Here is a 21,226-nt window from a genome sequence, read left to right as displayed (position 1 = left end):
CAACCTGCCGTACGGCTTCGGGTGTCGGGACGGTCCGGGAGGCGAATCAGATGTTCGGTAGAGAGAGTCGGCGGCGCGGTGCCGGCGAGGCGGCACGACGCCGGTCATGGCGACACACGCGACGTCCACGTCGGTTAACGGCCGCCCTGGTGGGGGCGCTCGTCGGGGCGGCAGCCGTACTGACCGTCGTCGCCTCCCCCGCTCAGGCGGCGACCGCCATCACGATCAACGGCGGGTCCGGTGGACGGGCGCTCGACGGGATCGGCGCGGTCAGTGGCGGCGGTGGCAACAGCAGACTTCTGATCGACTACCCGGAACCGCAGCGCAGTGACATCCTGGACTACCTGTTCAAGCCGGGCCGTGGCGCTGCGATGCAGCTGCTGAAGACGGAGATCGGCGGCGACACGAACTCGACCTCCGGCGCGGAGCCCAGTCACGAGCACACCCGGGGCAGCATCAACTGCAACCGGGGCTACGAGTGGTGGCTGATGGAGCAGGCGCGGACGCGCAACCCCAACATCGCCCTGGCGGGCCTGGCGTGGGGAGCCCCGGGCTGGATCGGCAACGGCAACTTCTGGTCCAACGACTCGATCGAGTACCTGGTCGCCTGGCTGGACTGCGCGGGCACCCACGGGCTGACCATCAACTACCTCGGCGGATGGAACGAGAAGGGCTACAACGCCACCTGGTACAAGAACCTGCGGTCCACCCTGAACTCCCGCGGCTACAGCAACGTCAAGATCGTTGCCTCGGACGACTTCGGCTGGGGCGCCGCCGACGAGTCGCTGCGCGATCCGGCGTTCGCCAACGCCGTACAGGTCTTCGGCAGCCACTACGTCTGCGGCTACCGCAGCGCCCAGAGCAGCTGCCCCAGCTCCAACAACGCGATATCCACCGGCAAGGCGCTCTGGGCCAGCGAGAACGGCTCCGACGACTACAACGCCGGCGCGCAGGCGCTCGCCCGGGGCATCAACCGTGGCTACATCGACGGCAAGATGACCGGCTACATCAACTGGCCCGCCATCGCCGCCATCACCCCCAACATCCCGTGGGCGACCACGGGCGTGGCGGTGGCCCAGCAGCCCTGGTCCGGCGCCTACTCGATCGGCAAGAGCACCTGGGTGATGGCACAGACGACGCAGTTCACCGCCCCGGGCTGGCGCTACCTCGACTCTTCGAGCGGCTACCTCGGCGGCAACCGCAACAACGGCAGCTACGTGTCGCTGAAGTCCACCAACAACAGCGACTACAGCACCATCATCGAGACGATGGACGCCGGATCGGCGCAGACCCTCGACTTCACCGTCACCGGCGGACTGTCCACCGGCACCGTCCACGTCTGGGCCACGAACGTCAGGTCGAACAACAGCGCCGACCACTTCGTGCGGGGCAGCGACCTCACGCCGAGCGGCGGGCGTTTCTCGCTCACCGTCCAGCCCGGCTACGTCTACAGCATCACCACCACCAGCGGGCAGGGCAAGAGCACGGCGACCAGCCCCGCGCAGGGCACCCTGAAGCTGCCGTACAGCGACACGTTCGACAGCTACGACGTCGGGCGTGAGGCCAAGTACCTGATGGACCAGCAGGGTTCGTTCGAGATCGCGGCCTGCGGGGGCGGCCACTCGGGCCGGTGCGTCCGGCAGATGTCGGAGCAGACGCCGATCTTCTGGACGTCCGGCCAGGCCGAGCCGTACACGCTGTTGGGTGACCTGAGCTGGCGTAACTACACGCTCTCCTCCGACGTCATGCTGGAGAAGTCCGGCTACGCGCAGCTCATCGGGCGGGCGAACACGTACAACCACCAGGGGCCGCAGAACCTGAACGGCTACTACTTCCGGGTGACCGACGGTGGCGCGTGGTCGATCCGGAGCAACAACACCAGCGGCAACTGGCGCACGCTGGCCAGCGGGAACACCTCGGCGCTGGGCACCGGGCGCTGGCACACCCTGGCGTTGACGCTCAACGGGAGCACCCTCACGGCGAGCATCGACGGCACCACCGTCGGCACGGCCTCCGACTCGACCTGGGTCGCCGGCCAGATCGGTTACGGCACGGGTCAGGGAGTCAGCGCCCAGTTCGACAACCTCTCCGTCACGCCGGTCGGCAACTCCGGTGAACCGGGTGCGACCGGCACGATCCGGGGCGCGGGCTCCAACCGGTGCCTGGACGTCAACGGCCAGAGCCAGGCCGACGGCGCGGTCGTGCAGATCTGGGACTGCAACAGCGGCGCGAACCAGCAGTGGACGCTCACCAGCAGCAACCAGCTCACCGTCTACGGCAACAAGTGCCTCGACGTGGCCAGCAGCTCGACGGGGAGCCGCGCGCGGATCATGACCTGCAACGGCGGCGGCGGCCAGCAGTGGCGCGTCAACGGCGACGGCACGATCACCGGCGTCGCCTCGGGGCTCTGCCTGGACGTCAACGGCGCGGGCACGGCCAACGGCACCGCCGTGCAGATCTGGACGTGCACCGGCGGCAGCAACCAGCAGTGGATCCGCGGCTGAGCGGGTAGCGGGTCCACGCCAGACCCGTACCCCCGATCGATGGCTCCCGGCCGCTCACCCGAGCGGCCGGGAGTCGCCGTTCGGGCGGACGGCGCGGGCTCCACGTCGGAGAGTGAGGGCGTATCGTGTGCTGGCTGCGCCGCCTCGGGCCGACCCCGGGTGCGGCCGGCGGTGGTCACCCGGGGGAGGTCTGATGGCGCAGTTCCCGAACGCGGACTTCGGCGCGGCGACCGAAGACTTCGTCGCTTCCTGGGCGGCGGGCATCTCCGAGCGGGCCGCCCGTGCGCACGAGTTGTCGGAGCGCGTGGCGGCGATGTCGGCGACCGCCGAGGGCGCGGACGGCGCGGTCCAGGTCACCGTCGCCGCGTCCGGCGCCATGACCGACCTGCGGCTCGACGACCGGGTGCTGCGCTGGCGGGCGGACGAGATCGCCGCCGAGGTGCTGGCCGTGATGCGCCGGGCGCAGGGCCGGTTGACGCCGCAGGTGGCCGAGGCGGCCGCCGAGACCGTCGGCGCCGACTCCGAGACCGCCCGCGCCGTCGTGGGCAGCTACGAGTCGCGCTTCCCGGAGGTGCCCGAGGAGGACGAGCAGGGGTACGGCCCGTGGGGTGACCGTGGGCGCTGAGGCAGCCGGCTTCGAGGTCACCACGGCGGCGGTGAGCACACACGCCCGTTCCGTCGACCGGATCTCCACGGGAATCGGCATCGCACACGACGCGGCCGCGTACGTGCGGATGGGTGCCGACGCGTACGGGCACCTGCCCGTCTGTCAGGCGCTCCCCTTCCTGCTGGACTTCCTCCAGGGCCCGGCCGCCGAGGCGCTCGCGGCGGCGCAGGAGGCGTTGCACAGCGCGGCCGGGGCGCTCGACGAGACGGTGGACGCCTACCACGACACCGACGCGACGATCTCCGCCTCCCTCGGGCGGATGCACCGGTGAGCACCGACGTCGCGAACCCGCTGATCGCTGCCCGGCAGGACACCACCACCTCGTACAGCGGCCTCGGGCTCGTCGAGAGCCTGGTCGACCTGCGCAACGGCATCGAGAGCGGCTCCTGGGTCGACCTGACCATCGGCGGCTTCGGTACGTCGATGGAGGTGCTGGCGACCTGCGTCGACCCGATCGGTTCGATCGTCTCGTGGGGGGTGGCCTGGCTCATCGAGCACGTCAAGCCACTCTCCGACGCCCTCGACTGGCTGGCCGGCGACCCGGACCAGATCACCGCGTACGCGCAGACGTGGCACAACGTCTCCCGGCAGGTCAGCGACCAGGCCACCGCCCTGTCCGAGGCGGTCCGGACCGAGATCGCCACCTGGACGGGCCCCGCGTCCGAGGCGTACCGCCGCTACAGCGACCAGCACCTGCGTCATCTCGCCGGCCTGGCGGACGCCACCGATCTGATCGGCACCGTCGTCGAGGGCGCGGGCCTGCTGGTGGCGCTGGTCCGGGAACTGGTCCGGGACCTCATCGCCGACTTCGTCTCGGTCCTCGCCGTCCGGCTGTGGGTGTGGCTCGCCGAGGCCGGCCTGACCCTGGGCGCGGCCACTCCCCTGGTCGCCGCGCAGGTCTCCTCGCTCGTCGCCAAGTGGGCCGCCAAGGTTTCCGGGCTCCTCACGGCGCTGGCCCGCAGCGTCAGCCGCCTGCGGCCAATCCTCTCCAAGCTCGGCGAACTGCTCGACGCCCTGCGCACGGCGTTGCGGGGCCTGCGGCGTACCCCGGGCGGGTCGCGCTCCACCGACATGCCGGCCCCCGGTCCGGGCGCGCGCGGCTACACCGACCCGGCGGGCGGCGGCCAGCCGCCGCCGTGGGCCCGGCAGGACGACTGGCCACCCGACGTCGACCGCGGGCCGGGGCCAGCCGGCGGCGGACCGGGCGGCGGCGGACCGGGCGGCGGCGGACCGGGCGGCGGCGGGCCAGGCGGGGGCGGGCCAGGCGGGGGCGGGCCAGGCGGCGGCGGACCGGGCCACGACGGTGGCACGTCGCACGACGGTGGCACGTCGCACGGTGGTGAAGAGCCGACGGACCCCGACGGGAATGCCGCGCCGGACTCCGGCTCCAACGCCGATCCGCTGACGCCTGATCACGCGAGCGAGGCCGAGTTGCGGCTGCTCGGCAGAGAGGTACACAGCATGACCGAACTCGACCCCGGCGGACACGTCAACGACGCGTACGAGGTCACGTTCACCGACGGTACGCACGGCGTCTACAAGCCGAACGTGCCGGAGAACGAGTTCGTCCAGGTGCGTTCGTCCATCCCGGAGAACGAGTTGGCCCCGCGTGAGGTCGCCGCCTCGCGCCTGGACGAGGATCTGGGCTTCGGCCTGGTGCCGACGACGGCACGCTGGGACGGACCGCACGGGGCCGGGTCGATGCAGGAGTTCGTGGAGAACACGACCCCGGGCCGCCCGACCAACGCCTATTCGGCCGTCGAGGGCGAGCGGATGGCGGTCCTCGACTACATCAGCGGCAACACCGACCGGCACATGCTCAACTACCTGACCGGACCCGACGGCCGGCTGGTCGCCATCGACCACGGTTACTCGTTCCCCGAGTCGAACGCCGAACCGTTGCGCTCGGACTTCGTGACGCAGCAGATGAACCGGCCGCTGAGCCCGGAGACGATGGCCCGGCTCCAGGACACCGACCCGGCGGCGCTGGCCGAGCGGCTGCGCGGCACCGGCCTGAGTGAGCAGGCGCTGTCCGGTGCGATGGACCGCTTCAACGAGATCCGTGCCCGGGGCACGATCACGGGCGAGGCGTGGAACGCCTTCCGCCCGCCGAGCCCGTGGTGAGTGAGCCGCAGTGAACCAGGAGGCAGGAATGACCGAGCAGGCGGCGACCAGGGTGGCGCTGTACACGTTCGCCAAGCACACGAAACATCGGGTGGCCGAGTTCAATTGGCAGCCCGGCCAACCGGTGTCGCTGACCATTCTCGATCCGGAGTGGGGTGCAGTCGCACAGGACTTCTACGACAACGGCGTGCCGGCCGGCGCGCACCGGGTGTCGCCGGAGGCCGGCCCGGAGTTCATGCGCGCGCTGCTGCAACGATTCCGCGCGAGCTACTACAAGTTCGTGGACGAGAGCGACTGATCCGCGCCCTGCCCGGCGGCTTCGCGGCCCTCTTCGTATCCTGGCCGGGGTGAGTGGACCGCGATCCAGCGGTGCAGCGACGGAAGCCGTACCGGAGAGAGGCGACCACAGCATGACGGCGGTACCGAACCAGCGGGCGACCGCCGTACGGTCTTCGGACGCCGGACAGGCGGCGCAGGAGGATCTGCGGGCGCTGTTCGGGCAGTCCATCGCGGTGTTCGCGTCCCTCGGGGGGCCCACGCACGTGGTGGAGGCGGCGAACCCGGCGTTCTTCGCCGCCATCGGTTCCGAACGCGCCCGCACCGGGATCACGGTCGCCGAGCTGCTGCCCGAGTTGGCCGGTCAGGGCTTCCTCGACCTGCTGGACGAGGTCTACCGCACGGGCGAGCCGTACACCGGTCGGGACGCCCGGATCATGCTCGGCGTCGGCCCGCACGCGCGGGAGGCGTTCTTCGACTTCACCTACGAGCCGCGCCGCGACGCCGACGGCACGGTGACCGGGATCCGGGTGATCGGCGTGGAGATCACCCAGGTCAAGCACGCCCAGCGGTTGATGGTCGAGCACCGCGCCCTGCTGGAGCAGATCGCCCGTCAGGCGCCGCTGACCGAGGTGCTGGACGGGATGGCCCGCTGCATCGAGGATCTGACGCCCGAGCAGGTGCTCGTCTCCGTGCTGCTCGCCGACGAGGACGGCCGGCACCTGCGCCACGGGGCCGCGCCGAGCCTGCCCGAGTTCTACAACCAGGCCATCGACGGGATCGCCACCGGCGAGGGTGTCGGCTCGTGCGGCACCGCCGCCTACCGGCGGGAGCCGGTCATCGTCACCGACATCGCCACCGACCCCTTCTGGGCGGACTTCCGGGAGCTGGCGGAGCGGGCCGGTCTCGCCGCCTGCTGGTCGATGCCGATTCTGGCCCGCGACGGCGGCCTGTTGGGCACCTTCGCCATGTACCACCGCACGCCGCGCGTCCCGCAGGACACCGACCTGGCCCTGGCCCGGGTCTTCGCCGACACGGCGGCCCTGGCCATCGAGCGTCACCACGTCGAGCAGGCGAAGACGGCCGCCGAGGCCCGCGCCAGGGCGGCCCACGAGGAGCTGGCGAAGGCGGTGCGCGCGGAGCGGCAGTTGCGCGCCGAGGCGGAGCAGCGTGCGGCCGCCGCCGCGGAGCTCACCGAGCGGATGCGTAACGCCGCGGCCGCCCAGGCCGCCCGACCGCATCCGGAGCACTGCCAGCTCGGCGGGGTCCAGGGCTGCTCCGCACCCGCCAGGATCAAGATCGCCGATTCGTGGGGCGACTCGGCCTGGGGCTGCGACACGCACGTGGAGGAGGCCATCCTCAACGTGCGGTCGGTGTTCATCGCCAACGAGGAACTCGGCGGCCTCGCCGCGTACGTCAACCGCTGACCGCCCCGGCGCGACGGCCGGTCAGGCCGCGACGGCCGCCCGGACGTCGTCGTCGGCCTCGCGCAGCCGTGCCGCGGCCTCCTCAGCGGTGCAGTGCGCGAGCAGCAGCACGATGGCCGTCTTGGCATGGCCGTGCGCCGCGGCCAGCGCCTCCGCGGCCGTGTCGAGATCGGTGTCGGCGGCCTCGGCGACGATGCGACGCGCCCGGTCGACGAGCTTGGCGTTGGTGGCGTTCATGTCCACCATCAGGTTGCCGTAGACCTTGCCGAGCCGGGCCATCGTGGCGGTCGAGAGCATGTTGCAGACGAGCTTCTCGGCGGTGCCGGCCTTGAGCCGGGTCGAGCCGGTGAGCACCTCGGGGCCGGTGGGCACCTCGATGGCGACGTCGGCGTGCCGGCTGATCACCGCGTCGGTGTTGCAGGCGACGGAGACGGTGCTCGCCCCCCGCGCGCGGGCGTGCGCCAACCCACCCACCACATACGGGGTACGACCGCTGGCCGCGAGCCCCACCACCGTGTCGCGGTCGCTGACCCCGATCGCGTCGAGATCGGCGACGGCACGGTCCGGGTCGTCCTCCGCGCCCTCGACGGCGACGCCGAACGCTCCCGCCCCGCCGGCGAGCAGACCGACGACCCGCTCGGGCGACGTACCGAAGGTCGGTGGGCACTCGACGGCGTCGAGCATGCCGATCCGGCCGCTGGTGCCGGCGCCCAGGTAGATCAACCGACCGCCTCGGCGCAGCGAGGCCACGACGACGTCGACGGCGGCCGCGATGTCCGGCACGGCCCGGCGGACGGCGTCCGCGACCGTGTGGTCCTCGTCGTTCATGGCGAGGAGCATCTCGGTGGGCGACATGCGGTCGAGGTCGGTGGTGTTGTCGTTGCGGGTCTCGGTGCCGAGGGTGCTGAGGTCCACGGGGTGTTCGTTCCTCTCGCTGGTGACTCAGTCGCCGACCGGGCGAGTGCTCCCTGACCAGTTCGGCGACGCGCGCCAGATCGTTGAGAATCCGCCGGCAACGCACCGTTTGGGCCTCGCGTCCGCCCCGTATCGGCAGGCTGAGACCACAGCGTAACCAGACCGGACGGGCACTGGCAAAAAGTTTCGGGTTAGTGTGGGCCAACGTCACTTATTGACAACCCCGCTGGTTGGGAGTGAACCGTGCGTCAACTCGACCTTGTCGTGATCGTGCTGTACCTCGTGGTGATCGCCGCCGTCGGACTACGCCTGTCCGGTAAACAGAAGTCGTCCAAGGACTACTTCGTGGGCGAGGGAAAACTGCCCTGGTGGACCGTCTCGTTCTCCGTGGTCGCCACCGAGACGAGCGTTCTCACGGTGATCAGCGTGCCCGGCGGCGCGTACAGCAGTCAGGGCTTCGGCAACGTCGAACTGGCCCTCGGCTACGTGATCGGCCGCGTGATCGTGGCCGCGGTGCTCATCCCGCTCTACAAGCGGGGTGGCTTCGTCAGCGCCTACCAGTACCTCGGTGAGCGGTTCGGCCTGAAACTCCAGGGCCTGGCGTCGATCACCTTCGTCTTCACCCGCCTGCTCGCCGAGGGCGTACGACTGTTCGCCTCGGCCATCCCGATCAAGCTGCTCCTCGACGAGTTCGGGCTGAACGTCGGCTACCAGGCGATCATCATCGTGCTGACACTGATCACGGTGGTCTACACCTACCTCGGTGGCATCAAGGCGGTCATCTGGACCGACGCCATCCAGATGGGCCTCTACCTCGGCGGGGCGATCCTGGCCGTCGCGGTGCTCAGCCACGCCATCGGGTTCGACGGCTACTCGCAGGCGTTGGACGCCGGCAAGTTCCAGCTCTTCGACACCAACTTCGACCTCGCGCACGTGCTCACCAGCCCGTTCGCGCTGCCGACCGCGATCATCGGTGGCGCCATCTTCGCGATGGCCAGCCACGGGTCGGACCAGCTCATCGTCCAGCGCATCCTGTCGACCCGCACGCTGCGCGAGGGCCAGTTGGCGATGGTCTCCTCGGGCATCTTCGTGGTCATCCAGTTCGCGGCGTTCTCGCTGGTCGGCGCGCTGCTCTGGTCGTACAACAAGGGCCAGACCTTCAAGGAGCTGGGCCTGAACAGCACCGACAACCTGTACCCGAACTTCATCCTGCACGCCCTGCCGGTGGGCATCTCGGGCTTGCTGGTCGCCGGCATCCTCGGCGCGGCGATGGGGTCGCTGTCGTCGGCGCTGAACTCGATGTCGAACTCCACGGTCGCCGACTTCATCCACAGCTTCTTCAAGAAGGTCCCGTCGGACGACGCCATGCTCCGGCTCGCCCGGGTGATGACCCTGGTCTGGGCGGTGCTGATGGCGATCTTCGCCTGCGCGTTCAGCTCCAGCACCGGAAACGTCTACCTGACCGGTCTGACCATCGCCGGCTACACCTACGGAGCGCTGCTCGGCGCGTTCCTGCTCGGCCGCCTCGTGAAGCGGGCCAACCAGGTCGACGCGGTGATCGCGTTCCTCGTCACGATCTCGGTGATGACGTACATCGTCCGCTACGTCAAGATCGATGTGACGACGGCCGGCACCACCACCGCGACCGCCATCGCCGCCCAGTGGCTGGTGCCGATCGGCGTGCTGATCACCCTGGCCGTCGGCGTGGTGTCGAGCTGGTTCCACCCGGCCCCGACGCCGTACGACCACAGCCGCGTCGACGATGACGACGAGACAACGGCGGCACCCGTGGGCCGGGCATGAAGGAGACCGCCATGCGCGTGATCGGCCTGATGTCCGGCACCTCGTACGACGGCATCGAAGCCGCCGCCGCGGAGTTCGAGCTGACCGGCGACACCCTGCGGATGCGCCCGCTGGGCCGGCTCAGCCACCCGTACCCGGACGAGCTGCGGGCCCGGATCGCCGCCGCCCTGCCACCCGCGCCGACCACCACCGAGGCGATCTGCGTGCTGGACACCGGCATCGGCCGGGCGTTCGCCGCAGCCGGCACGCGAGCCCTCGCCGAGCTGTGCGAGGGGCGGGCCGACCTGGTCGTCTCACACGGCCAGACCATGCACCACTGGGTCGAGGACGGCACGGTCCGGGGCACCCTGCAACTGGGTCAGCCGGCCTGGATCGCCGAGGCCACCGGACTTCCGGTCGTGGCCGATCTGCGCAGCCGCGACGTCGCGGCCGGCGGCCAGGGCGCACCGCTCGTCGCCCTCTTCGACACGCTGCTGCTGCGCGGTCTGCCGGGCATCCCGGCCGCCCTCAACCTGGGCGGGATCGCCAACATCACGGTCGTCGCACCGGACGCCGACCCTCTCGCGTTCGACACCGGACCGGCCAACGCGCTTCTCGACGCCGCCGTACGCCACTTCAGCGGCGGCGTCGAGGAGTACGACCGGGACGGGCGCGGGGCAGCCGCCGGGCAGGTGAGCCCGGCGCTGCTGCGGCGGCTGCTCGACGAGCCGTACTACCGGCTGCCCGGCCCGAAGAGCACCGGCAAGGAGCTGTTCCACCTGCCGTACCTGCTCGCCGCCCTGGCCGACGTGCCCACCCCGGATTCGCGGGACGTGCTGGCCACGCTCACCCGGCTGACGGCGGTCACGGTGGCCGACGCCTGCCGCGCGCACGGCGTCACCCGGCTCGTGGTCTCCGGCGGCGGGGCGCACAACCCCACGCTGATGGGCATGCTCGTCGACGAGCTGCCGGGCGTCGACCTGACGTCCAGCGACGAGGTGGGTGTCCCGTCGGACGCCAAGGAGGCGCTGGCGTTCGCGCTGCTGGGCTACCTGACCGTGCACGGGCTGCCGGGCACCCTGCCCTCGGGCACCGGCGCGCGGCACGCTTCGGTGCTCGGCAGCATCACCCCCGGCCGCGAGCCGCTGCGGCTACCCGCGCCGGGCGGCACCGCCCCGACCAGGCTGCTGATCGTCGCGTCCGACTGACCGCCCCGCACGGGAGGATCCGCCCATGAGCACCGTCGTACCCGCGCCGACCGCCGCCGGCGTCCGCGCCCGCGAGGTCGCCGACCTGCTGCGCTCCCGCCTCGACGACCCGAGCCGGGCCAGCGCCGAGCTGCCCCGGCGGCTCGCGGCGGCGCACGACGCCTCGCCGTACCTGTTCGAGCCGCAGGCGGTGGTCCGCGCCGCCTCGGCGGCCGAGGTGGGCGCGCTGATGGCCGGCGCCCGCGAGGCCGGGGTGCCGCTGACCCTGCGCGGCGGCGGCACCAGCCTCGCCGGGCAGGCCGGCGGCGCGGGGGTCCTGGTCGACGTGCGCACCGACTGGCGCGACGCGGAGGTCCTCGACGACGGGCGGCGCATCCGGCTCCAGCCGGGGCTGACGATCCGGCAGGCCAACGCCCGGCTGGCCCGCTACGGCCGGCGGCTCGGCCCGGACCCGGCCAGCGAGGCCGCCTGCACGGTGGGCGGCATGGTGGCCAACAACTCCAGCGGGATGACCTGCGGTACCACCGACAACGCGTACCGCACGATGGAGTCGCTACGTTTCGTGCTGCCGTCCGGCACGGTCGTCGACTCCGCCGCCCGCGACGCCGACGAGCGGCTGCGGGCCGCCGAACCCGAGCTGCACGCCGGGCTGCTGCGGCTGCGCGACCGGGTGCGGTCCGACCCCGGCTCGCGGGCCACCGTCGAGCGGCTGTTCGCGATGAAGAACACCATGGGGTACGGACTGAACTCGCTGCTCGACCACAGCAGCCCGGTTGACATGCTCGCCCACCTGATGATCGGCAGCGAGGGCACCCTCGGCTTCGTGGCCGAGGCCGTCTTCCGCACCGTCGAGATCCACCCCCATGCCGCCACCGGGCTGCTCATCCTGCCCGGTCTCACCGACGCCACCGACGCGCTGCCCGCCCTGCTCGCCGCCGGCGCGCGTACCGCCGAGCTGCTGGACGCGGCCGCGCTGCGGGTCAGCCAGCGCGACCCCGGCGCGAGCGCGACCCTGCGCGGGCTGACCGTCACCGGTCACGCGGCGCTGCTGGTGGAGTTCGCCGAGGACAGCGCGGAGCACCTGGCCGCGACGCTCGCCGACGCCCGGCGAGTGCTCGACCGGCTGCCGGCCGTCACCGGCACCGAGCTGACCCGTGACCCGCGCGAGCGGGCCAAGCTCTGGCACCTGCGCAAGGGCCTCTACACGGCGGTCGCCGGGGCCCGACCACCCGGCACCACGGCCCTGCTGGAGGACATCGCGGTGCCGATGCCCCGCCTGACCGGCACCTGCGACGGCCTGATCGACCTGTTCGAGCGGCACGGGTACGCCGACGCGGTGATCTTCGGACACGCGCGCGACGGCAACCTGCACTTCATGCTCACCCAGTCCTTCGACACGCCGGCCGAGATCGACCGCTACGCGCGGTTCACCGACGACATGGTCGACCTCGTGCTCGCCGAGGGCGGCACCCTCAAGGCCGAACACGGCACCGGCCGGGCCATGGCGCCCTTCGTCCGCCGGCAGTACGGCGACGAGCTGTACGACGTCATGCGCGAACTGAAGCGGCTGTGCGACCCGAGCGGCCTGCTCAACCCGGGCGTGCTGCTCAACGACGACCCGAGCGTGCACCTGCGGCAGCTCAAGGCCGTCCCGACGGTCGACGAGGAGTTGGACGCCTGCGTGGAGTGCGGCTACTGCGAGCCGGTCTGCCCCACCGCCGACGTCACCACCACGCCCCGGCAGCGCATCGTGCTGCAACGGCAGATCGCCCTCGCCACCGCCGCCGGTGACGAGGAGCGCCGCCGGGAGTTGACCGACGACTACGCGTACGCGGCGGTGGACACCTGCGCCGCCGACAGCCTCTGCGTCACCGCCTGCCCGGTCGGCATCGACACCGGAGCCGCGATGAAGCGGCTGCGCGCCGAGCGGCACAGCCCGCGCGCGCAGCGCACCGCAGCCGGTGTGGCGCGGCACTGGAAGGCCGCCGTGACCGGTGTCCGGGTCGGGCTGAACGCTGCGCACGTCACCCCGACGCCGGTGGTCCGCGCCGCTACCGGGGTGCTCCGGTCCCTCGGCGGCACCGAACTCGTACCACAGTGGAGCGACGACATCCCCCGGGCCGGCGCGTCCCGTCCGACGCCGCGCAGCGCGCCGGACGCCCAGGCGGTGTTCTTCGCGGCCTGCATCGGCAGCGTCTTCGCGGCCCAGGACGGTCCGTCCGGCGGCTCGGCGGCGGCGTTCCTGCGCCTGTGTGACCTGGCCGGGGTGCCGGTGGTCGTACCGGCCGGCACGGCGGGTCTGTGCTGCGGGACGCCCTGGCAGTCCAAGGGCTACCCGGCCGGGCACCGCGAGATGGCCGAGCGCACCCTGGCCGTGCTCTGGGCCGCCAGCGACCACGGCCGGCTGCCCGTCGTGTGCGACGCGTCGTCCTGTACCCACGGTCTCGCCCAGTTGACCGCCGCGCTCGCCGAGGAAGACCGGGCGCGGTACGCCGGGCTGCGCTTCGTCGACAGTGTCACCTTCACCGCGCGGCACCTGCTGCCGGCGCTGCCCGAGGCCCGGCGACTCGGTTCGCTCGCGCTGCACCCCACCTGCTCGACCGTGCACCTCGACGGCGTCGACGACCTGCACACGGTGGCTCGGGCGGTCGCCGACACGGTGACCGTGCCGGACAGTTGGGGCTGCTGCGCCTTCGCGGGTGACCGGGGACTGCTGCACCCCGAGGTCACCGCCGGCGCGACCGCGGCCCAGGCCGCCGAGGTCAACGAGCGCCCGCACGACGCGTACGCCTCCTGCAACCGCACCTGCGAGATGGGCATGAGTCGGGCCACCGGGCAGCCGTACCGGCACGTGCTGGAGGTGCTCGCCGAGGCGGTCGAGCCGCCGGCCTAGCCGCCGGCCGTCGGCGTCCGGGCGGTGTGCGCGCGGCGCAGCAGTGCGGCGGCGAGCAGACCACCAGCCAGTACCGCAGCGGCGCCGACCAGTTGCCCGGTCTCCAGCGCGGAGGCGAAGGCGGTGGTCACGGCCGCCCGCTGCGGTCCCTCCCGCGCGGCGGCGAGCGCCGCCGGGAACGAGTCCGCGCCGGCCAGCGCGGCGGGCAGCAGCGCCGCGAACCGAGCGTTCAGGACCGCGCCGAGTACGGCGATGCCGAGGCTGCTGCCGACCTCGGTCATGGTCCCGTCCACTCCGGCGCCGGCGCCGGCCTTCTCGGCCGGGATCGCGCTCATCACCGCCTCCACGATCGCCGGGTTGGCCAGCGCGCAGCCGACGCCCATGACGAGCAGGCCAGCGAGCAGCACCCCGTACCCGTCGTCCGACCGGAGGGTCACCGCCGCGAGGCCGGCCGCGAGCAGGGTCATGCCGACGGCGATGGCGGCGGCCAGCCCGAGACGACGGATCACGGCGGCCGCCACCCCGCTGACGTTGAGCAGCACGATGGACAGCGCGAAGGGGGCCATGCGCAGGCCCGCCTCCCAGGCCGGATAGCCACGGACGAACTGGAGGTGCTGGGTCAGCAGGAACAGCGCGCCGGTCGCCCCGAAGGTGACCAGGACGACCCCGGACACCGCGCCGACGAACTGCCGGTTCCGGAAGAAGTGCAGGTCCAGCATGGGGTGGGCGATCCGCCGCTCCCAGCGGACGAACCAGCCGAGCAGGAGTACGCCGGCACCCGCCGTACCGACCACCTCGGTCGAGGCCCAACCCCGCTCCGGCCCGGCGATGATCGCGAAGACGACCGCGGTCAGCCCCGCGGTGGAGAGCGTCGCGCCCCACCCGTCGAGCCGGCCCCCGGTCGTGCCACGGGACTCGGGAACGAGCGCCCGCCCGACGAGCAGGCAGACCAGCACGATGGGGACGTTCAGCAGGAAGATGGCACCCCACGGCAGGTGGGCCAGGATGGTGCCACCGATCGGCGGCCCGACCGCGAAGCCGAACGCGCTGGTGGCGGCCCAGATGCCGATGGCGCGGGAGCGTTCGGGCCCGTCGAAGACCTGCATCGCCACCGCGAGCGTCGACGTGACCAGCAGCGCCCCGCCGACGCCCATCCCCGCCCGTGCGGCGATCAACTGACCGCTGCTGCTCGCGAGGCCCGCCGCCAGCGAGCCGAGTCCGAACAGGACGAGCCCGGCGAGCAGCATCCGGCGTCGCCCGTACCGGTCCGCGGCCGCGCCGGCCGTGAGCAGCAGCCCCGACAGGGCCAGGGCGTACGCGTTGATCATCCACTGCGCGTCGGCGGTGCTGGCGCCCAGCTCGCTGGTGAGCACCGGCACCGCCACGGTCAGCACCGTGTTGTCCAGCACCACGACGAGCTGGGCGACGCAGAGCACGGCCAGGACGAGCCAGCGGTGTGGTGGTCGGGCCGACGCCGTGGGAGCGGTGACCGGCTGGGTGAGCGTCACACCGCCGCCCGTACGCCGGTCGACCTGCGCTCGGTAGCCGGTTCGGAGGCGGCGTGGGGTGTGCGCGGGAACCGACGCTGGTGCGCCAGACCGAGGGCGACCCCGGCGGCCACCAGCACGACGGCGGCGACCGCCACCGGCGGGTAGCCGACCCGGTCCGCGGCCGCCAGGCCCAGCGAGGAGGCGCCGAACGAGCACACCAGGCCGAACGACGACAGGACGGTGAAATCGGTGCCACCGGTTCCCGGCCGCGAATAGTCCATGTTGACCGTGTAGAGCACGACGTTGGCGATCGTGTAGGCCACCATGAAGCAGCAGAGGGCGATGACGGTCCCGCCCAGCGGGGCACGGCCGTTCAGCAACGGCAGCAGCATCGTCGTCGACACCACGAGGGCCACCCCGCCGGCCACGAGCATGGTGCCGCGACCGAACCGGCCGACGCCGACCCCGGCGACCAGCCCGGCCACGATGGCCGGCGCGCTGGTCACCACACCGGTCACCACCCCGATCCGGCCCAACGACCATCCCGCGTCCACCAGGGCGGGCGTGACCAGCGCGTACGCCATGCCCGCGCCGACGTAGACCAGTGGCACGACGCCGAAGGTCCACCGCCGGCAGCCGGGCTGGCCGAACACCGACAGCAGCGCCCGGTAGGCGGTACCGACGCGGTCGACCCGATCGGTACGGGCCGGCTCGGCGAACCGCCACACCACCAGCAGCCCGACCGCGGTCATCGCGGCCAGCAGGCCGACCGCCGGCACCCAGCCGAACCGGTCGTAGACCAGTACGCAGGCGCCGCCGCCGAGCAGGTTGCCGAGGTAGCTCGCCGCCACCTGGATGCCGTTGCCGGTCCCCCGGTCCGCCTCGTGGAGCATCCGCACGGCGACGGCGTCCACGGCGATGTCCTGGGTGGCGGAGAAGAAGACGTACGCGGCGCAGATCGCGATGACCGGACCGAGCGCGTCGGCCGGACGGGGAAACGGCAGCAGGGCCAGCAGGGCCAACACCAGGGCGCTCTGGAGGACGAGCAGCCAGGATCGGTAGTGGCCGTGCCGACGGGAGCCGTACCGGTCGAGGATCGGCGCCCAGAGGAACTTGACGGGCCAGATCACGCCGACGACCTGGAGCAGCGCGAGGGTGTCCAGCGAGGTGCCGCCGTCGCGCAGGATGGCGGTCAGTCCGACGGTGATGAAGCCGATGCCGAGGTACTGCGTGACGTACAGCGCGGTGAGGGTGCCGAGCCGGCCTCTCACGGGGCTCTCCAGTAGCCGAGCGAGGTCAGCCGGTCCTTGTCCACGCCCAGCGTCCGGCGGATGTGCCGGGTGATGCCCCGGGTGGTGGCCGCCTCGCAGGCGACCCAGTAGTGGGCCGCGTCGTTGGCCGGCAGATCGGAGCGGACGGTGTCGACGAGGTGCTGGCCGTCGGCGTCCCGGGGCACCCAGGTCACGTCGTGGTGCGCCCGGGCGCGCGGCGCGAGGGCCTTCTCGCCCTCGTGGGCGTACTCGAGCCAGATCGTCGCCGGGATGTCGGCACCGGCGTCGAGCAGGCTGTTGACCGCCGGCAGGGAGGCCGCGTCGCCGACGAGGTAGAGGTGCTCCGGCGCGGGGTCGGGCAGTGCGAAGGCGCTGCCCTGCACGGTGGCGACGATGGTGTCGCCCACCCGCGCCGAGGTCGCCCAGCGGGCGGCGCAGCCGTCATGGATGGCGAATTCGAGGCTGAACCGGCCGGTGGCCGGGTCGGGGTCGACGAGCGTGTACGCCCGCTGGTGCGCCCGCCCGTCGTTGTCGAACCACAGTCGGACCCACATCGTGGGGTGGACGCCGCACGCCGCCAGCAGGCCGCCGTCGTCCAGGAGCAGCCGCTGGTAGTGCCCGTCCACCGACTCGGTGGCCCGCACCGTCAACTGAAAGTCCCGGCCTCCCATGGCCTTGAGGACCAGGGCTTCCCAGTTCCGCTTCACGCACCCTCCAGGTAAGGCGAACCTTTGTTAGGGCAGGCTAACCTACCTTCGCCGCAGGCGGAACGCGCGTCCCCCTCGCGCCATCCCAGCCCGCAGCAGCAAAGGAGCACGACATGACATACCAGGAGAAGATCACCGGCCTCGGCGAGCTCACGCTGACGCCCGTGGCGCCCGACCGGGACGCGGCGCTCCTGCACCGCTGGGTCACGCTGCCCCGGAACTCGTTCTGGGGCATGGGGACACACACCCTCGACCAGGTCCGCGAGATCTACACCTTCGTCGAAGGCCTGCCCACGCACCACGCGTACCTGATCCGCGTCGACGGGGAGCCGGTCGGCCTGTTCCAGACCTATCAGCCCGAGGCGGACCCGGTCGGCGAGCGGTACGCCGTACAGCCCGGCGACATCGGGATGCACCTGCTGCTCAGCCCGGCCCGGCACCTCGCCCGTGGTCTCACCGACGCGGTCGGTCCGGCCCTGGCGCGGTTCCTGTTCCGCGACCCGGCCGCGCGGCGGATCGTCGTCGAGCCGGACGTCCGCAACCACCTCGCGCTGCGCCGCCTGGAGATCGAGGGGTTCACCTTCGACGCCGAGATCGACATGCCGGACAAGCGCGCCCAGCTCGCGTTCCTCACCCGGTCCCGCTTCGAGGCCGACCACCCGGCCGGCTGACCACCGGATCAGCGATTCGCGCTGAGGAAGCCGATCAGCGTCGCGGCCCACCAGCCGAGCTGGGAGGTGAGGGCGGCGGCGACGCCGGGCAGCAGAGCGGACCAGCGTGGGCCGTCCTGGACCGCGACGAGTCGATCCCGTACCCGGCCGAGGAAGAGTCCGTTGAGGCCGACCACGAGCACCGCGACCAGCTTGACCCACACCAGCGCGGAGGACGTGTCCGGTCCCAACGCCGCGCCGCTGACCACCAGACCGACGAGGCCCAGCCAGATGAGCGGGTGAGCCGCCCGTGCCGCGTTCAGCACGGCGTCGAGCGGTTCGCGACGCAACAGCCAGCGCAGGCTGAACCAGTCCACCGTCAACACCGCGCCGAAGCCCACCACCAGGCAGGTCAGGTGGCAGAAGAGGGCGAGCATCCGCCCGCCCGGGGAGAGGGTGACGTGCGGCGCGGCGAGAATCGCGAGCAGCCACCCCAGGCCCACCAGCGCGCTCGCCCGGACCAGGGTGGCGTGACCCGTGGCACGGCGGTGCCCACCGCGCCAACCCGCCGTCGGTGTGGTCGCGGCACCCCGGCGGGGTGACCCTGCCCCACCGGTACGACCTCGCCGGACGCTGTCCGCGTACCCGGTCGTCGCGGCACGATGGCCAGCCCGCGACACCCGCGCCGGACCGCCGACGGTGTCGTACAGGTCAGTGGTCCGCATCGCCGGTCGAGCCGGGACGACCCGCCAGAGCGCTCAGCTCGGCGGCCCGCGTCGTCTGGATCCGGCCGGCGAGCGCCCGCACCTCCGGGCTGCCCCCGGCGTTCTGCTCGCCCCGGCACAGCACCACCGTCTGCTCAAGATGCGCCCGGAGCAGACCCACGGCCCGGGACGGCACCTCGGCGTCGGGGGCGGCGCGTAGCTCGGTGAGGCGGTCGTCCGTCACCATGCCGGGCATCTGGTGCCCCTCGTGGATGTTCTGTTCGGGGACGTTGCCGGCGGCCAGCAGACGCCGCAGCTCCGACGCCTCGGCCCGGTGCGCCGTCCGGATGTCACCGAGGATGGCGCGCAGCGCGGGGTCGGTCGCCGACGGACGGGTGTCGAGGTGGTCGATCAGCGCGAGGACACCCTCGTCCATCGGGAGCAGCAGTTGGATGAAGGCGTCGTCGGTGCCGTTGAGCAGCACCGACGCGGCCGGCGCGGGAGCTGACGACGCGGGCGCGGCGGGTTGGTCCGGGCGGCTCGCGTTCCAGGTCAGGCCGACGGCCAACGTCGTCGCGGCCAGGGTCGCGGCGACGCCGGCGATCCGCCAGGCGGGGGTCTTGAGCGCGGAACCGGTCATCAGCGCGCCGCCTGGAACGCGCGGCCGACAGCCGTCGCCTTGGAACCGTCGCTGAACAACCCGGACTTGTCCTTGTCGGTCGCGGGCAGGCCGAACCAGGCGTACCGCTGCACGTAGGAGAGCTGGCCGAGCATGCTGGTCGCCGCGGTGAGGAAGGCGGCCTGCTGCTCCTGACTGGGGAACACCTGACGCCCGCCGTCGTACCGGATCAGCGCGAACTCGGTCAGCCAGATCGGCTTCTTGTACCGCTGATAGACGGCTTGCAGGTACTGCCGGAGCTGGTCCACGGCCGCGGCCGTCGTGAAGTCGCCCCCGTACCAGTGCAGGGCGATGAAGTCGACGCGGTGGCCCCGGGCCTCGGCGCCGGCCATGAACCTGCCCAGCCAACCCTGCGGATCCGCCCCGCCCCAGGCGACCGCCGGACTGCTCAGTTTGCTGCCGGTCGCCATCAGTTGCGGCCACAGGTCCAGTGCCTGGTCGACGGTCATGTTGGCCTGCTCGGGCAGGTCCGGCTCGTTGAAGCCGAGCAGGTAGGGCCCGGCCGCCCGGGCCCGGGCCAGCTCCCCGGCGTTGACGTTCTCCGCGCTGCGGATCATGGGAACGAACGCCGCGCCCTTGGGAGTGGTGATGCCGGGATGCTGGGTGCCCCAGGTGTAGTACCAACCGGCCTTCGAGTTGGCCAACGCCTGACTCGCGCCCGCGAAGTTCCACACCCCCACGCCCTTGCGCGCGGAGCTGACCGCCGGCACGACCGGCGCCTTCGAGGGCGACGGACGGACGCTCGGTGACGGCGCCTTGCTCGGCGAGGCGACGACGGTGGGCGAGGCGGGCGGCGCCGCCGCCCAGGAGGGCGTGGCCTGCGGCGCGGCGGCCGGATCAGCCGGCAGGAGCACCACCAACGCGGTGACCGCGGTGACCGCCACCGCCACCGAAGCCGCGAGGGACGGCAGCAGGCCACTTGGCGCGTGCGCCGCCAGGCCGGCGACGTTCGACGACGGCCCGACGGTCGGTGCGACGGCCATGGGCGCGGTCGCCTGCGGGAGGTGGGCGCTGAGGCCGGCCGGCAGCGGCAGCAGCGACATCCCCGCGAGCAGCCGGTCGATCGGCAGGAAGGCGGCGCCCAGGTGACCGCAGAACGCACAGTCCCGGACGTGTCGGCCCAACCGCTTGCGCCACAGCGGGCTCGGGTTGCCGTCCCACTCGGCCGTCACGGCGTGCAGGTCCGGGCACCCGGGTCGTTCGTGCAGCGCGCGGACGACCCCGCGAGCGCTCTGGATCTGCTCCTTCATCCGGTGGATGCGGACCGCGACGTGCCCCGGCGACAGATTCGCCGCCTCGGCGATCTCGGTACGCGTCAGCTCGCCGGTCTCCTCCAACCACCACAGCGACAGCAGTTCCTGGTCGTCCGGATCGAGCCACCGGGTGGCCTCGGCGACCTCACGTCGCTGGTCGGTGAGGCCGAGCCGGAGGATCGTCATCCCGGCGAAGTCGGAGGCGGGGTCGGGCACGTTGTGGATCGCGTCCAGCCCGGCGTCCCGGTTGAGGGCGAGGCGTCGGCGCTGGTCCCAGTCGCGTACCTGCCGGATGGTGATCGCCACCAGCCAGGACCGGTACGCCTCCGGGTCGTTGAGGGTGGGCAGGTGCCGGATCACCCGTACCAGAGTCTCCTGGACGACGTCGTCGACGTCGGCGTGACCGCGCAGCGCGCGCCCGACGATGTTGTAGACCAGCGGAAGCGAGGCCGCCACGAGGTCGTCGAGAGCGCGCCGGTCGCCCTGTCGCGCCGCGACGACCAACCCGGGATCGGCAACTGCCCGACCGGCTGACGACATGGGTTCCACTCCTTGTGCGCTCGGTCCGAACAGCGCCTGTGCGCGCTGACCGCCTCCTGATCGGAGACGAGCGGTGGCAGGTCAGATTACGGTTTTCTGCTCGGACCGGACACCGGCCGCGGCCGTCGGGCGTGAG

Annotated in this window: 17 protein-coding genes; 10 read left to right on the top strand and 7 right to left on the bottom strand. The window is 72.3% G+C overall.

Features of this window, described 5'->3' with window-relative positions; translation table 11 throughout:
- The first annotated feature begins 50 nt into the window (after positions 1–50).
- The 6 genes from AB0I89_RS12025 to AB0I89_RS12000 all read left to right on the top strand — a co-directional run bounded on the left by AB0I89_RS12025 (position 51) and on the right by AB0I89_RS12000 (position 6,998).
- Positions 51–2,504, top strand: coding sequence for a ricin-type beta-trefoil lectin domain protein (locus AB0I89_RS12025; protein WP_357124220.1), 2,454 nt, complete (start codon positions 51–53; stop codon positions 2,502–2,504).
- Positions 2,505–2,697: 193 nt separating this feature from the next.
- On the top strand, positions 2,698–3,129 hold the full coding sequence (locus AB0I89_RS12020) for a YbaB/EbfC family nucleoid-associated protein (protein WP_357124216.1): 432 nt from the start codon (positions 2,698–2,700) through the stop codon (positions 3,127–3,129).
- Complete coding sequence (locus AB0I89_RS12015; RefSeq protein WP_357124213.1) at positions 3,119–3,442, top strand: hypothetical protein; 324 nt, start codon at positions 3,119–3,121, stop codon at positions 3,440–3,442. Before AB0I89_RS12020 ends, AB0I89_RS12015 begins: the two co-directional genes overlap by 11 nt.
- Entirely contained in the window at positions 3,439–5,295 is a 1,857-nt protein-coding gene (locus tag AB0I89_RS12010) for a hypothetical protein (RefSeq protein WP_357124210.1), read from the top strand. Before AB0I89_RS12015 ends, AB0I89_RS12010 begins: the two co-directional genes overlap by 4 nt.
- Before the next feature lie 28 nt (positions 5,296–5,323).
- Complete coding sequence (locus AB0I89_RS12005) at positions 5,324–5,593, top strand: hypothetical protein (RefSeq protein ID WP_357124207.1); 270 nt, start codon at positions 5,324–5,326, stop codon at positions 5,591–5,593.
- Between the two features lie 112 nt (positions 5,594–5,705).
- Positions 5,706–6,998, top strand: coding sequence for a GAF domain-containing protein (locus AB0I89_RS12000; protein ID WP_357124204.1), 1,293 nt, complete (start codon positions 5,706–5,708; stop codon positions 6,996–6,998).
- A 21-nt stretch (positions 6,999–7,019) separates the two neighbouring features.
- Here AB0I89_RS12000 and murQ read toward each other — a convergent pair whose 3' ends face one another.
- Entirely contained in the window at positions 7,020–7,913 is an 894-nt protein-coding gene (gene murQ / locus AB0I89_RS11995; protein WP_357124201.1) for an N-acetylmuramic acid 6-phosphate etherase, read from the bottom strand.
- A 243-nt stretch (positions 7,914–8,156) separates the two neighbouring features.
- Here murQ and AB0I89_RS11990 point away from each other — a divergent pair, with 243 nt between their 5' ends.
- Genes AB0I89_RS11990 through AB0I89_RS11980 form a run of 3 tightly spaced genes read left to right on the top strand, consistent with a single transcriptional unit; the run spans position 8,157 to position 13,796 of the window.
- Complete coding sequence (locus AB0I89_RS11990) at positions 8,157–9,716, top strand: sodium:solute symporter (RefSeq protein WP_357124198.1); 1,560 nt, start codon at positions 8,157–8,159, stop codon at positions 9,714–9,716.
- An 11-nt stretch (positions 9,717–9,727) separates the two neighbouring features.
- Positions 9,728–10,903 (top strand): anhydro-N-acetylmuramic acid kinase, encoded by a 1,176-nt coding sequence (locus AB0I89_RS11985; RefSeq protein ID WP_357124195.1) that lies wholly within the window; start codon positions 9,728–9,730, stop codon positions 10,901–10,903.
- 25 nt (positions 10,904–10,928) lie between these two features.
- Positions 10,929–13,796 (top strand): FAD-binding and (Fe-S)-binding domain-containing protein, encoded by a 2,868-nt coding sequence (locus AB0I89_RS11980; RefSeq protein WP_357124192.1) that lies wholly within the window; start codon positions 10,929–10,931, stop codon positions 13,794–13,796.
- Here the strand turns inward: AB0I89_RS11980 and AB0I89_RS11975 are convergent.
- The 3 genes from AB0I89_RS11975 to AB0I89_RS11965 are packed head-to-tail and all read right to left on the bottom strand — an operon-like array spanning position 13,793 to position 17,264.
- Positions 13,793–15,304, bottom strand: coding sequence for an MFS transporter (locus AB0I89_RS11975; protein ID WP_357124189.1), 1,512 nt, complete (start codon positions 15,302–15,304; stop codon positions 13,793–13,795). The two genes, AB0I89_RS11980 and AB0I89_RS11975, sit on opposite strands and share 4 nt — an antisense overlap.
- A complete protein-coding gene (locus tag AB0I89_RS11970; protein WP_357124186.1) occupies positions 15,301–16,557 on the bottom strand; it encodes an MFS transporter in 1,257 nt (418 codons plus the stop codon). Before AB0I89_RS11970 ends, AB0I89_RS11975 begins: the two co-directional genes overlap by 4 nt.
- Positions 16,554–17,264, bottom strand: a complete 711-nt coding sequence (locus AB0I89_RS11965; protein ID WP_357124183.1) for a siderophore-interacting protein — start codon at positions 17,262–17,264, stop codon at positions 16,554–16,556. Before AB0I89_RS11965 ends, AB0I89_RS11970 begins: the two co-directional genes overlap by 4 nt.
- Positions 17,265–17,377: 113 nt before the next feature.
- On the opposite strand from AB0I89_RS11965, the gene AB0I89_RS11960 reads away from it, so the two are divergent.
- Positions 17,378–17,935, top strand: coding sequence for a GNAT family N-acetyltransferase (locus AB0I89_RS11960; protein WP_357124180.1), 558 nt, complete (start codon positions 17,378–17,380; stop codon positions 17,933–17,935).
- Between the two features lie 8 nt (positions 17,936–17,943).
- Here AB0I89_RS11960 and AB0I89_RS11955 read toward each other — a convergent pair whose 3' ends face one another.
- From AB0I89_RS11955 to AB0I89_RS11945, 3 genes are read right to left on the bottom strand one after another with little or no spacing between them, the layout of a single operon-like run.
- Positions 17,944–18,639 (bottom strand): hypothetical protein, encoded by a 696-nt coding sequence (locus AB0I89_RS11955; protein WP_357124177.1) that lies wholly within the window; start codon positions 18,637–18,639, stop codon positions 17,944–17,946.
- Complete coding sequence (locus AB0I89_RS11950) at positions 18,626–19,258, bottom strand: DUF305 domain-containing protein (RefSeq protein WP_357124174.1); 633 nt, start codon at positions 19,256–19,258, stop codon at positions 18,626–18,628. The genes AB0I89_RS11955 and AB0I89_RS11950 overlap by 14 nt, the downstream gene beginning before the upstream one ends.
- Positions 19,258–21,090 carry a sigma-70 family RNA polymerase sigma factor gene (locus AB0I89_RS11945; protein ID WP_357124171.1) on the bottom strand — a complete coding sequence of 611 codons (1,833 nt, stop codon included), beginning with the start codon at positions 21,088–21,090 and terminating at the stop codon, positions 19,258–19,260. The genes AB0I89_RS11950 and AB0I89_RS11945 overlap by 1 nt, the downstream gene beginning before the upstream one ends.
- Between the last annotated feature and the right edge of the window lie 136 nt (positions 21,091–21,226).

It is taken from the genome of Micromonospora sp. NPDC049801 (genome assembly GCF_040656575.1).
GTDB lineage: Bacteria > Actinomycetota > Actinomycetes > Mycobacteriales > Micromonosporaceae > Micromonospora.
Note: the sequence above shows the minus strand (reverse complement) of the source record. Positions and strands in the feature narration are given on the sequence as shown.

What these genes read in the sequence shown, in the direction of transcription:
- AB0I89_RS12025 (WP_357124220.1), top strand. Translation starts at nt 51, where the DNA reads ATGTTCGGTAGAGAGAGTCGGCGGCGCGGTGCCGGCGAGGCGGCACGA.
- AB0I89_RS12020 (WP_357124216.1), top strand. Translation starts at nt 2,698, where the DNA reads ATGGCGCAGTTCCCGAACGCGGACTTCGGCGCGGCGACCGAAGACTTC.
- AB0I89_RS12005 (WP_357124207.1), top strand. Translation starts at nt 5,324, where the DNA reads ATGACCGAGCAGGCGGCGACCAGGGTGGCGCTGTACACGTTCGCCAAG.
- AB0I89_RS12000 (WP_357124204.1), top strand. Translation starts at nt 5,706, where the DNA reads ATGACGGCGGTACCGAACCAGCGGGCGACCGCCGTACGGTCTTCGGAC.
- AB0I89_RS11985 (WP_357124195.1), top strand. Translation starts at nt 9,728, where the DNA reads ATGCGCGTGATCGGCCTGATGTCCGGCACCTCGTACGACGGCATCGAA.
- AB0I89_RS11980 (WP_357124192.1), top strand. Translation starts at nt 10,929, where the DNA reads ATGAGCACCGTCGTACCCGCGCCGACCGCCGCCGGCGTCCGCGCCCGC.
- AB0I89_RS11960 (WP_357124180.1), top strand. Translation starts at nt 17,378, where the DNA reads ATGACATACCAGGAGAAGATCACCGGCCTCGGCGAGCTCACGCTGACG.
- AB0I89_RS11955 (WP_357124177.1), bottom strand. Translation starts at nt 18,639, where the DNA reads ATGCGGACCACTGACCTGTACGACACCGTCGGCGGTCCGGCGCGGGTG.
- AB0I89_RS11950 (WP_357124174.1), bottom strand. Translation starts at nt 19,258, where the DNA reads ATGACCGGTTCCGCGCTCAAGACCCCCGCCTGGCGGATCGCCGGCGTC.
- AB0I89_RS11945 (WP_357124171.1), bottom strand. Translation starts at nt 21,090, where the DNA reads ATGTCGTCAGCCGGTCGGGCAGTTGCCGATCCCGGGTTGGTCGTCGCG.